Raw genomic sequence first — 16508 nt, forward strand, 5'->3', positions numbered from 1 at the left:
GAACTGAACGCGGCGATCAGACCATTGTCTGGCGCCGTAGTTCAACGTGAACAGGGTATTGCCCCAGCTTAATGCACCGCCTGTTGGCGGGTTGTTGTCAGGCAGGGGAGCCACCCGGCCCCATCACGAGCCATGCTCAGTTATGGGGGCGGCTGCAACGTGCTCAAGCCAGCTCGGCCGCGCGGCCCTCACGCAGACGTTGCCGCTCGGCCAGCAGATTGTCAAAGCTGACCGGCTGCAACGGGCGGCAGAACAGATAGCCCTGCAACTCATCGCAGTCATGGTCGCGCAAGAACTGCAGGTGCTGTTCAATCTCGACACCTTCGGCAATCACCGACCGTTTCAAGCGGTGCGCCATGTCGATGGTGGCGCGCACGATCGCCTCGTCATCGGGGTCCACACCAATATTGCGCACGAAACTCTGGTCGATCTTGATTCGGTCGGCGGGAAGCCGGCGCAGGTAATCCAGCGACGCCGCACCGGTACCGAAATCGTCGATGGCGATATGACAGCCCAGCCGATGCAGGGCATTCAGGTTTTCGATCAGATAGGGCGCAGCCTTGATGCTGATGCTTTCGGTTACCTCCAGCTCCAGCAAGGTCGGGTCCAGCCCGGTATCACGCAATGCCGCAGCCACCGTATCGAGCAGCAGCGGCTCCATCAACTGCACGGCGGACAGGTTCACACCCAGCCGCAACCGCAACCCGTAGCGCTGATCCCATTCTTTTGCCTGGCGACAGGCGGTTCGCAAAACCCATTCACCGATCGACACGATCAGGCCGCTTTCCTCGGCCAGCGGGATGAATACCGCCGGACTGATCATGCCCAGCTCGGGATGTTCCCAGCGCACCAGCGCTTCCATGCCGACGATGTCCTCGGTTTCAGTGTTGACCTGCGGCTGGTAGACCACCCGCAACTCTCCATTGCTTTCGGCATGGCGCAAGCGCGTCTTCAACGCCATGCCATGCTGTTGCGCGTACTCCGGGCTCACCTCGTAAATCTTGAACGTATTGCGCCCCTGATGCTTGGCCGCATACATCGCTTCGTCCGCATGCTTGAGCAAGGTTGCGGCATCGTTGGCGTCATCCGGAAAGAAACTCAGCCCCATCGAAGCGGTGACCTGCAACTCAACGTCGTCATCCAGATACAACGGTGATTCCATGACTTGCATGATTTTTTCGGCCACACGCGTCACGTCATCATTCTTGACGATGTGACGAAGCACGACGATGAATTCATCACCGGCGTAACGCGCCACCGTATCGGACGCACGGATACTTCCGCATAGTCGCTGGGTCACCATCCGCAGCACCTGATCACCCGCCGCATGTCCGTAGGTGTCGTTGATCGCCTTGAAACAGTCCAGATCGACAAACAGCACGGCAAAGCACTCGCTGTTCCGGGAGGCTTCGCGGATGATCGTTTCCAGCCGGTCGTTGAACAGCAGCCGGTTTGGCAAGCCGGTCAACGCATCCACTAAACCTTCGGCACGACCCTGTTCCCGTGTGCGCCCCAGTTCCAGCAGCTGCGCAAAGCGCGCCGCGGCGCAACGCAATACCGGTTCGATAATGCTCATCTCGCCGAAACCACTGCGGCTGCCCGCAAGCATCGCACCCAGCACGCCGTGACGTTCGTCGTACAACGGCAGGCCGGCAAAGCCAGCCAGTTCAAGCTGCTGCAGCAAGGGATCGGCTGGCGCCAGGCGCTTCGCATCGGCGCGAAGCAGAATCGGCTTGCCGGCAAGCACGTGTTGCAGCGACGTCTGCAATTGCGCCGTTGGCCAGGCCACTTCTTCACCGCTCCACAACTGCAATATTCGGCTAGGCGCATCTGCGCCCTCGCGACGTGCCGACCAGACGGCCAGATAGTCCAGCCCGAGTTCGTCGAGCAGCAGGCGACCTGCCGCTATCTGCGCATCCACCCCGCTGGTCGAAGCAAAGATGCGCGACAGCAGCGACAGTGCCGCCTCGGCGCGCAGGTCAGCGCGATCCGTGCGAAAAAGCAGCGCCAGCGCGTCAGCGCCGGCATGCCGAATGCGTCGGGCACTGGCCTGGCCGATATCCGCCCCCTGCGCTGACTTGCGCTGACACGGATACCAGTGGCGACTGGCCTCGGCCAACACTTCGCTGATCGCAATGCCCTCGAAGTGCAGTACCTCGCCCAACGGCAGGCCCTCCCATTGCTCGACGGGCACGCGCGCATGCCGAGCCACGGCAGGGCTGACCTCGAGCAGACGATGGCTCTGCAGATCAGCAATCAGCCACTCGGCCTCACCTTCCTCGAAAATGAAGCGGTAATCATCTGACGGGCTTGCAGCTACCACTGCCCTGGCTGGCGCCGGAAGCCCCAACCCCATCTTGGTCAACGACCGCTGCCAACGGGGAATCAGCTCCTCGGAAACATTCCATGCAGACAGCCAATCGGTAACCCCGTGCGGAAGATCGGCAGGGCTGACACTGGCCTCGTCGGCCAGCACAACGATCAACGGCGCGTCGTCAGCCCCTGGAAAATCACGCATTTGCTCACACGCATGGCGTGCCTGTTTCGCATCGCCGGCCACCACCAGCACCATCAATTGCAGGGGCGACGATAACGGACGTCCCTCCAGCAAGATCGCTGCGTGTGGCACATCACGGGCGCTGTATATCTGCGGATAACCTGCCTGGTCGAGTGCATCGAACAGGCTGCGGCGCAATTCACGCTCGGCAGCGACAACCAGAATGCCTGAATTCATTTCGGACTCGTTCTCAAACCAGCCAGCGACCGTCGCGCAGACGCAGGCGTCGCGGCTGACTGTCCTCGCTATCCACCCGCATGGCCAACTCGCCCAGATGCTCGATCAGGGTGCTTGGAACATCAATCAACACCACCCGACGCAAATGCCCCTTGGGCGCACGGGCCAACTGGCGCAACAAGGTGGCATCCATCGCAGACAGCGGCAATTCCAGCCCGAGCAGAAAATACACGCCGAAATGCATGCTTTGCTTCATGTAGCGCAGCGCATTGCCCAAACGCTGACAGTCGGGAACGCGCACATGCGCATCACGCAGACTGATCAAGCCGGTATCAGGCTGCCACAGATAAACCGCCTGACCGCTATGCCGGGCAACCGCCCGAATCTGTTCGACCAGCGCGGGAACGTCCTTGCTGTCCAGCACCACCAAGCCACTTGAAGCAGCAATGATGCGCTCAAGAATCTGGTTACCGGCTTGCACAGGTTCGGAAGTCATCGTTGCATTCATTGGATTCCCGTGCGGCGGTGAAAACGAAAGAACAGCCCGCGCAGGACTGCCGGGACCACGAACATGCACCAGTTCATCAACTGCTGCACCTGATTGAAGTGCCATGGGTACACGGCGAGTATCGGGTCAGCCGCGCCCTCCACCTGCGCACCGCAGCCACTGGTCCGGCACGGCAGCACAATCGGATTGGCCGACTTTCACCCGATTTCACACCGCTGGCAACGCGCGGTCAAGCAGATGCGTCACATCTCGCAATCATCGCCTCAGGACGGTATGGTTCAGGCCTCCTCCATCACCCGTGTCTCCTCTATGTTCGAAGGATTGCGCTTCAACCACTGGAAAACCAGCGAAGGTGACGATGGTGTTGTCACGCTGACCCTGGATCGCGCCAACAGCAGCGTCAACGCGATCTCCCGTGCCGTGCTGGACGAACTGGAACAGATCATCGAGCGCTTGTCCATCAACAAGCCTGCGGGCGTGATCATCACTTCGGCCAAGCCGTCAGGGTTTGCGGTGGGCGCCGACATCAAGGAATTCGTCGAGTACGCCAAACACGATGCTGTGTTGGAGAACATCGAGCATGGCCAGCGCGTCTATGAGGCACTGGCGCGCCTGCCCTGTCCGACGGTGGCTGCCGTGCACGGTGCCTGCATGGGCGGCGGCGCCGAGTTGATCCTCGCCTGCCGCCAGCGCATCGCGGCGGACGACGAAAAGACCCGCATCGCGCTGCCTGAAGTCATGCTCGGCATTCACCCCGGCTGGGGCGGCACCGCACGCCTGCCGCGTCTGATCGGCGCCACCGAGGCGCTGCCGCTGATGCTGACCGGAAAGTCCCTGTCAGCCAAACGCGCGCTGAGCCTGGGCGTGGTCGACCGACTGGCCCGCCCGGAAGACCTGCTGACAGAGGCGCGTGTGTTGCTGCGCCACGCCCCTGCCCGTCCGTTTGCCCGCCGTGCCAAGGCCTGGGCCAGCAATACCTGGCTGGCGCGGCAAGTACTTGCACCGATGGTGCTGAAGCAGACCGCCGCCAAGGTTCGCAAGGCTCATTACCCGGCGCCGTTCGCAATGATCGATGTGTGGAAGTGTGGTGGCTCCAGCATCAACCAGCGTTTGAAGATCGAAGCGCGCTCGGTAGCCAAGCTGGCGCAGACGCCCACCGCGCAAAACCTGATCCGGATCTTCTTTCTGCAGGAACGCCTCAAGAGCCAGGGCGCAGGCGTCGACCCGCAGATCAAGCACGTGCACGTGGTTGGCGCTGGCGTGATGGGTGGCGATATTGCCGCCTGGGCCGCGCTCAAGGGGTTCGATGTGACCCTGCAGGATCGCGAGATGAAATACATCCAGCCCGCGCTGGACCGCGCTCGCGCACTCTACGAAAAGAAGTTGAAAGCGCCGGACAAGATCGAGGCCGCCATGCTGCGGTTACGCGCCGACGTCAGCGGCAGCGGCGTGGCAAAAGCCGATCTTGCTATCGAGGCGATTTACGAGAACGCCGAGGCGAAAGAGGCGCTTTACGCGACCATTGAGCCACAGTTCCAGAACAACCAGATTCTCGCCAGCAACACCTCCAGCATTCCGCTGGATGAACTGCGCAAGAACCTCGCGGCACCCCAGCGCTTCCTTGGCTTGCACTTCTTCAATCCGGTGGCGCAGATGCCCTTGGTGGAGGTGGTACGGCACGACCAACTCGATCCACTGATCGAGAAACGCGCGCTGGCGTTCTGCAAGGCGATCGGCAAGTTGCCGGTGGCGGTCAAGGGCACGCCGGGCTTTCTGGTCAATCGCATCCTGATGCCTTATTTGCTGGAAGCGTTGCGCATGTACAGCGAAGGTGTGCCGGGACCGGTACTGGATCGCGAGGCAAAGAAATTCGGCATGCCGATGGGTCCGATCGAGCTGGCCGACACCGTCGGACTTGACGTATGCGCGTCCGTGGGTCGTGAACTGGCACCGTTCCTGGGTCTGGAGCTTCCGCCGGGACTCGACGACAAGCTGGCGGCCGGCAAGCGCGGCAAAAAAGATGGCCAGGGCTTGTATGTCTGGCAGGACGGCAAACCGCAAAAGCCGACCGTCCCCGAGGATTATGTGACCCCGCCTGACATTGCTGACCGGATGATCCTGCCGATGGTCAACGAGGCGATCGCCTGTCTGGCTGATGGTGTGGTCGATGACGCCGACCTGCTCGATGCCGGCGTGATCTTCGGCACCGGCTTCGCGCCATTCCGCGGCGGCCCGATTCAGTACGCACGCAGCGAAGGTATCGACAAGCTGAGGGCAAAACTCGACGAACTGGCGCAGCGCCACGGCGAGCGCTTCAAGCCGAAGAACGGTTGGGATAATCCGGTGCTGGCTGCAAGTGGCCTCGAACTGCCGGCCGCTTCGGACGACTGACCCTGCGCGAACGGTGGAAATGAAGAGGCCCGGCATGCCGGGCCTCTTCATTTATTCATTCCGCCATCACCACATAAGATCGTCCGGCACGCCATCGTCGCCTACGGCGACAGCATTCGGATCAACCAGCAAGGCCACCTGCTGCGCATCAATGGCGCGAACCTGCTCGGCAATTTCTCGCGTCACCAGCAGGTAGCGACCCGCTTGCTGGACCACTCCCAGTTCGCCGGCATTGAGCGCGGCTAGCTGCGCGGCATCCACGTGAATCCGCCTGATCTTGCCGCCGAATTCGAAATTGCGTGGCTGGTCGGCATCGGCCTTGTTCAGCGCCTTGCCGTCGAGCAGCTTCTGGATGTTCTGCTTGCGCTCACGGCGCAGCCGGGCCTGCTCTGCCGCTTCCTGTTCGACCTGCTTGCGTTCGCGTGCCTCGGTTTGTGCGCGCAAAGCATAGGCCTTGGCCAGATCAATTTCCTCCTGGCTGCGACCCGCCGCTGACGGCGGCTGTGGTTTTCCACCATGCCGAGCGGGTTTGCCCAACTTCGGCGCAGGTGCACGCTTCGGCTCGCGCGAGCGCTCGGGTTGAACCTGTTTGACGATGCCGCTCTTGAGCAGCTGATCGCGCAGGGAATCGGCCATGCGGGTGTTCCATTTTCGGTGGACGGGAAAGCTTCGAATCAATAATGCGGCGGCGGCGGTTCGTCGTGAGCATCGCTGCCCTGTGCGACACGCATCGAGGCCATTTCGCCGCGCAGGTCACGCAAGGCGCGCTCCAGCGCAGCGATGCGCTGCGACTGGTCGGCATCCGCCGTAGTCAATGCCTGCACCGCCTCATCAATGAAGGTCAGCTTGACCTCCATCTCGTCGAGACGGTGCTCGACGGTGTCACTGGGACGGCTCATAGCGGCACCTGCAGGCTGCGCCCGCGTCCAATGCCGTAATAGGCCAAGCCCGCCTCTTCCACCACGGTCGGATCGTACAGATTGCGACCATCGAAAAGGGCCGGCTCGTTCAACGCCGCACGAATGGCAGCGAAGTCCGGGCTGCGAAAGGCCTTCCACTCTGTCACCACAACCAGCACGTCGGCACCCTGCAGTGCACTCATCGCGTCATCACACAACAACAGGTCGCTGCGATCACCGTACAGTCGCTGTGTCTCGTGCTGCGCTTCGGGATCAAACGCGCGCACCTTGGCGCCCGCATCCCACAGCAGTTCCATCAGACGTCGACTGGAGGCTTCACGCATGTCGTCGGTGTTCGGCTTGAACGCCAAGCCCCACAAAGCAATCGTGCGGCCGGCCAGCTGACCGTGGAAATGGCGCGAAACAAGCTCGAACAATTTGCCCTTCTGCTGCCGATTGACCGCCTCAACCGCACCGAGCAGGTGCGCTTCGTAACCATGTGCGTGCGCGGTATGTTCCAGCGCCTGCACGTCTTTGGGAAAACAGGAGCCGCCGTAGCCCGCACCCGGGTAGATGAAGTGATAGCCAATTCGCGGGTCCGAACCGATACCCTGACGCACCAGTTCCACGTCGGCACCGACCCGCTCGGCAATATTCGCGATCTCGTTCATGAAGCTGATCTTGGTCGCCAGCATCGCGTTCGCCGCGTACTTGGTCAGCTCGGCCGAACGCTCATCCATCACCACCATGCGATCGTGGTTGCGATTGAATGGCGCGTACAACTTGCGCAGAACCGCCACCGCGCGTGCGCTGGACGTACCCACCACGATCCGGTCCGGTCGCATGCAGTCATCCACCGCAGCGCCTTCCTTCAGAAATTCGGGATTGGATACCACGTCGAATTCCAGGGCCACTTTGCGGATAACCAATTCGTCCGACACCACCTTGCGAACGCGGTCAGCGGTACCTACCGGCACGGTCGATTTGTTCACCACCACGGTGTAGCGCTCAAGGTGTTGCCCGATGGTTCGCGCTACCGCTTCCACGTACTGCAGATCGGCGCTGCCATCCTCATCCGGCGGCGTACCCACGGCAATGAAGATCAGCTCCCCGTGCGCGATGGCCGGTGCCGCCTCGGTGGTGAAATTCAGCCGTCCAGCGGCATGGTTGCGCTGCACGATGGCCTGTAGCCCCGGCTCGAAGATAGGGATTTCACCGTGCTCAAGGCGCTCCACCTTGCTCGCGTCGATATCGACACACACAACCTTGTTGCCCATTTCCGCCAGGCAGGCACCGGTAACCAGCCCGACATAGCCGGTGCCGAAAATAGTGACATTCATCATCGTCGTGACGATTTCCGCAAACGTTGGACGCCCATTCTAACCGCCCGCCGGATTGGTTCGGCCCTGTGGTCGCAGGCGATGGAGACGCGAAAGGGCGCGAATCGCTTCGCGCCCTTTCGAGACACACTTGCCAGGTTTCTACCCTGGCAATGACTCTGAAACGATCAGTGACCGCCCGGAGCGGCGCCTGCCGGCGTCGGGCCGGTCGAAACCAGGGTCACGTCAAAGATCAACGTGGCATTCGGCGGCATCGGCGGCTGCGGCTCGGCACCGTAGGCCAGCGTTGACGGAATGAAGAACTTGTAATGACCACCCACCTGCATCAACTGCAGACCTTCGCGAAAGCCCGGAATCACGCCAGCCAGCGGAATCTTGGCTGCGCCCGGCGGGTTGTGCTTGGCCGATGCGTCGAACACCTGACCATTGATGAAGGTGCCGGTGTAGTTGATCTCGACGGTATCGTTCGGACCCGGGCGAGCACCGCTGCCCTGGCTGATCACCTGGTACTGCAGGCCCGATGCCGTGGTCTTCACGCCCGGCGCCGTCTTGTTCTTGGCCAGGAAGGCATCGCCTTCAGCCTTGTTCTTGGCCGCCAGCTTGGTCATCTCGGCCTGATACTTGGCCTGGATCTTGGCCATGAACGCGTCATGCACCTGTTTGGCTTCAGCGTCGCTCATGGTCGGCTTCTGACCGGACAGGGCTGCCTTCACCGCATTGGCGACCGCGTTCGGGTCCAGCTCGTCACGCATGATCGGCGGAACCTGGGAAGCAATCTCCCAACCCACCACGTAGCTGGCCTTGGCCTTGTCGACAGGTGCAGCCGCGCCAGCGGTCTGGGCGGCAACGCTGGCCGTCATGCCCAACGCAACGGCCATCGCAACCGCCGTCAGCGTGGGACGCAGAAAGTGCTTCATTCGTAACTCCCTCAAGTATGGATATGCCGGTTTTGCCGGCCGCGCCTCCCGGTGGAGGCAGGCCACGCATTGTGCGGTGCTTGTCGGATCTTGGCAACGATCTGGCGATGAGACCGTCATTTGCGGAAAAGGTTCAGCCCGCCGCACCCTCCGGCGAGCGCACAAGTCTGCCAGTCAAGCGCCTGCGCGAACTCAGGGGGCCGGCTTTTCGAGAGTCTCCTTCAAGGCCGCCTGCAAGCGCGCATGCATTCTTACGAAGCCGCGCCACAGCACCACCGCAACCAGCACCACCACGACCACCAGCGCCAAGGCGACCCCTCGCGGCGGCAGAATGGCCGAACTGAGCGCGCTGACCAGCAGGGCCAGCGCCAGCAACGTGACCAGCGGAATGACCCGCGCCAGCACATTGCGGATCGCCTGCGTATACGCGCCGGCAAACCGTTCGCGAATGCCCAACTCGGCCAGCACCATGCCAAGTGCTTCGGCCTTGCGGTACACCGCGACCAGCATGGGCAACGACAGGAACAGCGCACAGGCCCAGATAAGCGTGTGCCGCAGTTCCCGGTCGATGCCCAACATCGAGAACCAGCTCCAGTTGTTCGCATTGATGTAGGCGCCAATGATGAACAAGGCCACCACCAACAACACATTGATGCCGATATGCCAAAGCAGTCGCCGAAAGATCGCCGCAATGGCAGCGTTTTCGTTGACCGGCTTGAGGTTTTCCAGCCAGCCGCTGTAGCTGCTCGCCAACAGGCGCAGCGACTGCGGGGTCACTCGTCTCACCGCGTTCCCCACGCCGTCGGCGGAGCGATTCAGATACGGCGTTGCCGCCATGCACAGCACCGACACCGCCACGGCAATCGGGTAGATGAAGTCACTGATCACCCCCAATGACAGACCCAGCGTGGCAATGACGAACGAGAACTCGCCGATCTGCGCCATGCCCAGACCCGAACGCAATGCCGTGCGGCTGTCGTGACCCACCACGAAGATGCCCAGGCTGCAGGCCAACGTCTTGCCGGCGATGACCACCATGGCAATGACCAATGCAGGCAGCGCGTACTGGAGCAACATGGCCGGATCAATCTTCAAGCCGATCGCCACGAAGAACAACGCGGCAAACATGTCGCGCAACGGCTCCACCAGACGCAGTACACGCCCGACGCTACGTGACTCGGCCACCACGGCGCCGGCCAGGAACGCACCCAGCGCCACGCTGAAACCCATCCACGCGGCGAACAGGCTGGCGCCGAAGCAGATGCCGAGCACACTGACCAGCAAGGTCTCGTCGCGCCCGAAGCCCGCCACATAATCAACCAATCGCGGCAACAGCAGCAGCCCCAGGATCATCCCGACAATCACGAACAAACCCAGATGACCGATCAGCGCGAACGCCGTCTCAGCCTGCACGGAGCCGCCCATCGACACCGCCGCGAGCAGGGTCAGCATCACGATGGCCAACAGGTCCTCGGCCACCAGCAGGCCAACGACCAGTTGTGCAAACTTCTGCTCGCGCTGACCGGACTCGGCGAGGGTTCGAGTCGCCACCATCGTCGAGGACAACGAAATGATCGCGCCGAGGAACAGCGCGTCCTTGCCGGACCAGCCGAACATGCCGCCAATGCCATAACCAATCCACAACATGAATCCGACTTCGGCCACCGCCACCACAAGTACGCCGATACCCACCTCGCGCAACTTGCGCACGCTGAATTCCAGGCCCAGCGTGAACATCAACAGCACCACGCCAAGATTGGAAATGTCGTCGATGGCACGCGGGTCGCCCACCAACTCGCCAGGCGTATGCGGACCAATCAGCACGCCAGCCAGGATGTATCCCAGCAGCACCGGCTGGCGCAGCCGCTGGAACACGATCGTGGTGGCGCCCGCCACGATCATGACGACAGCAAGATCACGAATGAAGCCAATTTCGTGCATTCACCAACTCTGCTTGAAACCCTGTGGATCGTTCCAGCTTAAACGAAGGACACTGCTCACTCGCCTGTTGGCTGAACGAGTGGTTGGAGATCAAACCCACGCTGATCGAAAGTGTGAAAAAAAGCTTGACGGATATACGGCTCGCACCTATTCTTTGCGGCTTCCAGCGGCGGGGCCATAGCTCAGCTGGGAGAGCGCCTGCATGGCATGCAGGAGGTCGGCGGTTCGATCCCGCCTGGCTCCACCAATTTGAATTGTCCCCATCGTCTAGAGGCCTAGGACACCACCCTTTCACGGTGGACACCGGGGTTCGAATCCCCGTGGGGACGCCAAGTTGGCTCGCAAAGCTGGAAGATGCAACAAAATGCGGAGTGGTAGTTCAGTTGGTTAGAATGCTGGCCTGTCACGCCGGAGGTCGCGGGTTCGAGTCCCGTCCACTCCGCCACTATTCAAGCAAGAAGCCCGCCTAGCGCGGGCTTTTTGTTGTGCGGCAAGAAAACCCCGTACGGCTCAATCCTCGCGCTGCAAAGTCCCTGCGGAATGCCCCTGCTCGGCAAGGTATTCCAGCCATCGCGAGAGGAAGCGGTTCATGCGCAGACGATGCTGGAACACCGTATGCGCGGGTGAGAACGGACCCAGCACCTGCCAAAGATGCCGACCGGGATGGCAATGCAGGGCCTCGGCCACATGGGCGTCGGTATACATGCGCAACTGCGCCGACGGCGCGCGCTGGCCGGTGTCGACATCGACAAAATCGTAGGTGAGCTCCAGCTCCAGCGTGTACGGATGACATTCCTGCACATGCAGGTGCACGTTGAGACCATCGTCGACATTGGAAACATAGCGGCCCGGTGCCAATTGCTGCGGCTGGAACAGCCGGGACAGGCGATGGTAATTCTCCGCATACAGGCCCATCAGGAACTCGAAGCGTCCCGGCAACAGGCTGTGGCGATTGTCCAGTACCGCACTCATGGCTGGCGTGCAAACTCCGGTTGGTGGTCTAGAACATGGTGCGTTCAATGCCAAAGCGATCGAAAATCTTGCTGGCAATTTCCTCGATCGACACATGGGTGGTGTTGAGACTGGGGATGTTCGATTGCCGCATCAGGCGATCTGCCTGCTCCAGCTCCCAGCGGCACTGCTTGAGCGTGGCATAGCGACTGCCGGCGCGACGCTGTTCCCGGATCTGTGCCAAACGGACTGGATCGATGGTCAGTCCGTAGAGTCGATCCTTGTAGGGCCGCAGGCGTGCCGGCAACTCCAGCTTCTCCAGGTCTTCGTCGGTCAGCGGATAGTTGGCGGCACTGACGCCGTAATGCAAGGCCATGTACAGGCAGGTCGGTGTCTTGCCCGAGCGCGATACGCCCACCAGGATCAGATCGGCCTCGGCATAATCCACGTCGATCCCATCATCATGCGACAGCGCGTAATTGGTCGCGTTGATGCGCGCCTCGTATTTGTCGAAATCAACCATGCCGTGCGAACGATTGACCGCACCCGAACGCTTGGTGGCCAATTCGTCTTCCAACGGGCCAATGAATGGCGCGAACACGTCCATCATCAAGGCGCCGCTGGTGGCGACAATCTCGCAAAGCGCGCGTTCGGCCATGGTGTTGACCACAATCGGTCGCTGGCCCGTCTGCGCGTAATTCGTCTTGATGCGCAAGGCAGCCACTTCCGCCTTGTGCGCATTGTCGGTGAACGGCAACCGGTGCTTGTCGAACTTCACACCCTCGAATTGCGCCAAGATGCTGTTGCCGATGGTCTCTGCCGTAATGCCGGTGGAGTCGGAGATGAAGAATACCGTTCGCTGCATACCTTGACCTTGATGGCGGTTCGTACTTGGCCGCACCATAGCAGGTTGCTGCGGCCAGCCTGCCGTCCCGGTGTGCATGACACCCCAGTGCCAAATCCACCAACGGCGGCGTGCGACCTGACGCTGAAAATCGACTGCCAGCTGACTGGTATCGGGTTGGAATGGCATCGGCGTGCAATGGTCTTCTTGTGCTCCGCACCATTCGCAGCGGACAATACCAGTTCCTTGCAAGCCGCTTCACGCCTGCATGTCGCGTACATTCCACTATTCGCAACGATTCCCCAAAAGGAGACACCCTTGAACGATCTGGTGCTGTGGCTCGACCAACTGCGCATGACTGACCTGGGCAAAGTGGGCGGCAAGAATGCCTCGCTCGGCGAGATGATCGGCAACCTGGCGAAATTGGGCGTCTCCGTGCCCGGCGGTTTTGCGACCACCGCCGGCGCTTTCCAGCAGTATCTGGAAAAAAGCGGCCTGGCCAAGCGCATCCAGGATCGGCTGGAGCACCTCGATGTCGACGACGTCGATACGCTGGTGGCTGCCGGCAAGGAAATTCGCGGCTGGATCGTCGATACCGCCCTGCCCGCCGAGCTGGAACAGGCGATCCGCGACGCCTACATCAAGCTGTGCAAGGACGCGGGTTCGGACGACATCGCGGTCGCCGTGCGTTCTTCGGCCACTGCTGAAGATCTGCCCGACGCCTCGTTCGCCGGTCAGCAGGAAACCTTCCTCAACGTGGTCGGCATCGACGACGTGCTGCACAAAGTGAAGGAAGTGTTCGCCTCGCTGTACAACGACCGCGCCATTTCCTACCGCGTGCACCAGGGCTTCAAGCACGACGATGTGTTCCTCTCCGCTGGCGTGCAGTTGATGGTGCGCTCGGACGTGGGCGCCTCCGGCGTGCTGTTCACGCTGGACACCGAATCGGGCTTCCGCGATGTGGTGTTCGTCACCGGCTCGTATGGTCTGGGCGAAATGGTCGTGCAGGGCGCGGTGAATCCGGACGAGTTCTACGTGTTCAAGCCCACGCTGCGCGAAGGCAAGCCGGCGGTGCTGCGGCGCAATCTCGGCGCCAAGCAGTTGCGCATGGTCTATTCCAGCGCACCGGGCGAGCGGGTCAGGACCGAAGACACCCCGGCTGAACTGCGCCACAAGTTCTGCATCAACGACGAGGACGTGCAGGAACTCGCTCGTCAGTCGCTGATCATCGAAAAGCATTACGACCGCCCGATGGATATCGAGTGGGCGAAAGACGGCAACACCGGCAAGATCTATATCGTGCAGGCGCGCCCGGAAACCGTGAAGTCGCGCTCGCACGCCACCCAGCTCGAGCGCTTCCACCTCAGCGAAAAAGGCAAGGTGCTGGCCGAAGGACGCTCGATCGGTCAGAAGATCGGCGCCGGCAAGGCGCGCGTGATCCGTTCGCTGTCGGACATGAACAAGGTGCAGGCCGGTGACGTGCTGATTGCCGACATGACCGATCCCGACTGGGAGCCCGTGATGAAGCGCGCCTCGGCAATCGTCACCAACCGTGGCGGTCGTACTTGCCATGCGGCGATCATTGCGCGTGAGCTGGGCGTACCGGCGGTAGTCGGCACCGGCAACGCACTGGAATTGATCCCCGATGGTGCCGACGTCACCGTGTCCTGCGCCGAAGGCGATACCGGCACGATCTACGAAGGCATCCTGAAATTCGAGCGGATCACCGCCGATCTGGGCGACATGCCCGAAGCACCGCTGAAAATCATGATGAACGTGGCCAACCCCGAGCGCGCGTTCGACTTCGGCATGCTGCCGAACGCCGGCATCGGCCTGGCGCGTCTGGAAATGATCATCGCCAGCCACATCGGCGTGCATCCCAAGGCACTGCTGGAATACAACAAGCAGGATGCCGAGACCAAGGCAAAGATCGACGAGCGTATCGCCGGTTACCCAGGCCCGGTCGAGTTCTATGTCGACCGTCTGGTCGAAGGCATTTCCACGATTGCCGCCTCGGTCTACCCGAAGCCGGTGATCGTGCGTCTGTCCGATTTCAAGTCGAACGAATACGCCGGTCTGCTTGGCGGCTCGCGTTACGAGCCGCACGAAGAAAACCCGATGATCGGTTTCCGTGGCGCCAGCCGCTATGTCGACCCAAGTTTCGCCGAAGCCTTCGGGCTGGAGTGCAAGGCGGTCAAGCGCGTGCGCGAAGTGATGGGCCTCAGCAATGTCTGGGTGATGATCCCGTTCGTGCGCACGCTGGAAGAAGGCCACAAGGTGATCGACGTGCTGGCCAAGAATGGCCTCAAGCAAGGCGAGCACGAGCTCAAGGTCATCATGATGTGCGAAGTGCCGTCGAATGCCCTGCTCGCCGACGAGTTCCTCGACATCTTCGACGGCTTCTCGATCGGCTCCAACGACCTGACCCAGCTCACCCTGGGCCTGGACCGCGACTCCAGCATCGTTGCCAACCTGTTCGATGAGCGCAACCCGGCGGTGAAGAAGCTGCTGTCGATGGCAATTCAGACCGCACGCGCCAAGGGCAAGTACATCGGCATCTGCGGCCAGGGCCCGAGTGACCATCCGGACCTGGCGGAATGGCTGATGGAACAGGGCATCGAGTCGCTGTCGTTGAACCCCGATACCGTGGTCGACACCTGGCTGAAGCTAGCCAAGAAAAAGGCAAGCTGATCGAGTTGCAAGTGATCCGTTGACGGCTACCGTCACGCGTACCACACAAGGGCCGGATCAATCCGGCCCTTGTGTTTTCTGACACCTGCGGTCAGGCGCGCGCAAGCCACAGAACAATCAGCGCGCGCGCACAATCAACACGGTGACATTGTCATCACCGCCGCTGTCCAGTGCGGCCAGCAGCATCTGGTCCACGCACTCCTGCACCGCCAGATCGGTGCGAGCCATGGTGCGGGCGATGGCTGCATCGTCGACACCTTCGGTCAGACCGTCACTGCACAACAGAAAACCGGTACCTGCTTCCAGTCGCCCCCGCGCCATGCCGATGTGCAGATGTTCGGTCGCCGTGACGCCCAACGCCTGAGTCAGCACATTACGTTGCGGATGCTGAGAGGCCAGCGCGGGGTCGAGCTGTCCAGCCTCGACCAGCGCCTGCACCAAGGAATGGTCATGACTGACCTGCCGCAAATCCTGCTTCCATTGGTATACCCGGCTGTCGCCCACCCAAGCCACTTCGTGGCTGTCGCCCACCACGCGCAGTGCCGCAATGGTGGTACCCATGGGCAGGATGTCGCGGCTGTCGCGGGCATGCACCAGAAGGCCTTCAGCTGCACCGCGAACGGCCTCGACCAGGCTGTGGCCTGCCTTGACCAAACGCACGACCTCATCACGCACGAACGCCGAGGCGACTTCACCGTGCTGGTGGCCACCCATGCCGTCGGCCACCAGGAACAGACCCAGCGAAGCATCGGCGTAATAGGTGTCCTCGTTGCGCGTGCGGCGCAGGCCGACGTGCGTTCCGTGTCCGAATTCGATCATGGGGATTCAATGAGAGCTAGCGCTGGAAGCATGCCGCAAGACACGGTTGTTGTCACGGCAAGTTCGCTCGCGTATGATTCCCGGCTCGCATGAGCCACCATGCAAATGCACCGGAGAGGTGGCAGAGTGGTCGAATGTACCTGACTCGAAATCAGGCGTTGGTGAAAGCCAACCGTGGGTTCGAATCCCACCCTCTCCGCCAAAAAGCAAAACGCCCCCACGTGGGGCGTTTTGCTTTTTTGGCGGTGATAGCTGGGTGAGAACCCACCCGGGTTCGACAAATTTGTCAGGAACAAATTTGGACAGCCGAATGGCTGGCCCCGCAGCGCAGCGAAGGGGTTCGGCCCAAGGAAGGGCCGAACAATCCCACCAGCGCCTTACCACACTCCATCCGTCGCTCGCGTTTTGCTTTTCTGGCGGTGACGACTGGGTGAGAACCCCTTGGGTTACTCGGCACATCCTGTGCCTCGCCC

The 16508-nt window shown here is 61.5% G+C and carries 12 protein-coding genes and 4 tRNA genes; 6 read left to right on the plus strand and 10 right to left on the minus strand.

Going from position 1 to position 16508, the window contains the following annotated elements; all coding sequences use genetic code 11:
* Nucleotides 1–163: 163 nt before the first annotated feature.
* Together PY254_RS12155 and PY254_RS12160 are read right to left on the minus strand one after the other, a co-directional pair.
* Nucleotides 164–2734 (minus strand): putative bifunctional diguanylate cyclase/phosphodiesterase, encoded by a 2571-nt coding sequence (locus PY254_RS12155; protein ID WP_281012307.1) that lies wholly within the window; start codon nt 2732–2734, stop codon nt 164–166.
* A gap of 13 nt (nt 2735–2747) precedes the next feature.
* Nucleotides 2748–3242 (minus strand): Ycf46 family AAA ATPase, encoded by a 495-nt coding sequence (locus PY254_RS12160; protein WP_281012308.1) that lies wholly within the window; start codon nt 3240–3242, stop codon nt 2748–2750.
* A 309-nt stretch (nt 3243–3551) separates the two neighbouring features.
* On the opposite strand from PY254_RS12160, the gene PY254_RS12165 reads away from it, so the two are divergent.
* Nucleotides 3552–5633, plus strand: a complete 2082-nt coding sequence (locus PY254_RS12165) for a 3-hydroxyacyl-CoA dehydrogenase NAD-binding domain-containing protein (protein WP_281012309.1) — start codon at nt 3552–3554, stop codon at nt 5631–5633.
* Nucleotides 5634–5699: 66 nt separating this feature from the next.
* Here PY254_RS12165 and PY254_RS12170 read toward each other — a convergent pair whose 3' ends face one another.
* The 5 genes from PY254_RS12170 to PY254_RS12190 all read right to left on the minus strand — a co-directional run bounded on the left by PY254_RS12170 (nt 5700) and on the right by PY254_RS12190 (nt 10730).
* Nucleotides 5700–6269, minus strand: coding sequence for a DUF2058 domain-containing protein (locus PY254_RS12170; protein WP_281012310.1), 570 nt, complete (start codon nt 6267–6269; stop codon nt 5700–5702).
* Between the two features lie 38 nt (nt 6270–6307).
* Nucleotides 6308–6532: a SlyX family protein gene (locus PY254_RS12175; RefSeq protein ID WP_281012311.1), complete on the minus strand. Its 225-nt coding sequence runs from the start codon at nt 6530–6532 to the stop codon at nt 6308–6310.
* Nucleotides 6529–7872: a UDP-glucose dehydrogenase family protein gene (locus PY254_RS12180; RefSeq protein ID WP_281012312.1), complete on the minus strand. Its 1344-nt coding sequence runs from the start codon at nt 7870–7872 to the stop codon at nt 6529–6531. Before PY254_RS12180 ends, PY254_RS12175 begins: the two co-directional genes overlap by 4 nt.
* Before the next feature lie 167 nt (nt 7873–8039).
* Complete coding sequence (locus PY254_RS12185) at nt 8040–8789, minus strand: FKBP-type peptidyl-prolyl cis-trans isomerase N-terminal domain-containing protein (RefSeq protein WP_281012313.1); 750 nt, start codon at nt 8787–8789, stop codon at nt 8040–8042.
* Between the two features lie 192 nt (nt 8790–8981).
* Nucleotides 8982–10730, minus strand: coding sequence for a cation:proton antiporter (locus PY254_RS12190; RefSeq protein WP_281012314.1), 1749 nt, complete (start codon nt 10728–10730; stop codon nt 8982–8984).
* 171 nt (nt 10731–10901) lie between these two features.
* Here PY254_RS12190 and PY254_RS12195 point away from each other — a divergent pair.
* The 3 genes from PY254_RS12195 (at nt 10902) to PY254_RS12205 (ending at nt 11175) form a co-directional block, all read left to right on the plus strand.
* Nucleotides 10902–10977: transfer RNA gene (locus PY254_RS12195), tRNA-Ala, on the plus strand.
* Between the two features lie 9 nt (nt 10978–10986).
* Nucleotides 10987–11062: transfer RNA gene (locus PY254_RS12200), tRNA-Glu, on the plus strand.
* A gap of 36 nt (nt 11063–11098) precedes the next feature.
* A tRNA-Asp gene (locus PY254_RS12205) sits at nt 11099–11175 on the plus strand.
* A 65-nt stretch (nt 11176–11240) separates the two neighbouring features.
* On the opposite strand, the gene PY254_RS12210 is transcribed toward PY254_RS12205, so the two are convergent.
* A complete protein-coding gene (locus PY254_RS12210; RefSeq protein ID WP_281012316.1) occupies nt 11241–11702 on the minus strand; it encodes a DUF1249 domain-containing protein in 462 nt (153 codons plus the stop codon).
* 28 nt (nt 11703–11730) lie between these two features.
* Complete coding sequence (locus PY254_RS12215) at nt 11731–12546, minus strand: posphoenolpyruvate synthetase regulatory kinase/phosphorylase PpsR (protein WP_281012317.1); 816 nt, start codon at nt 12544–12546, stop codon at nt 11731–11733.
* A 297-nt stretch (nt 12547–12843) separates the two neighbouring features.
* Between PY254_RS12215 and ppsA the strand changes: the two genes are divergently transcribed.
* Nucleotides 12844–15216 carry a phosphoenolpyruvate synthase gene (ppsA, locus tag PY254_RS12220; protein WP_281012318.1) on the plus strand — a complete coding sequence of 791 codons (2373 nt, stop codon included), beginning with the start codon at nt 12844–12846 and terminating at the stop codon, nt 15214–15216.
* A gap of 117 nt (nt 15217–15333) precedes the next feature.
* Here the strand turns inward: ppsA and PY254_RS12225 are convergent, their stop codons facing one another.
* Entirely contained in the window at nt 15334–16035 is a 702-nt protein-coding gene (locus PY254_RS12225) for a PP2C family protein-serine/threonine phosphatase (RefSeq protein ID WP_281012319.1), read from the minus strand.
* A gap of 112 nt (nt 16036–16147) precedes the next feature.
* Between PY254_RS12225 and PY254_RS12230 the strand changes: the two genes are divergently transcribed.
* Nucleotides 16148–16237, plus strand: a tRNA-Ser gene (locus tag PY254_RS12230).
* Nucleotides 16238–16508 lie beyond the last annotated feature (271 nt).

It is taken from the genome of Rhodanobacter sp. AS-Z3, from assembly GCF_029224025.1.
GTDB lineage: Bacteria > Pseudomonadota > Gammaproteobacteria > Xanthomonadales > Rhodanobacteraceae > Rhodanobacter.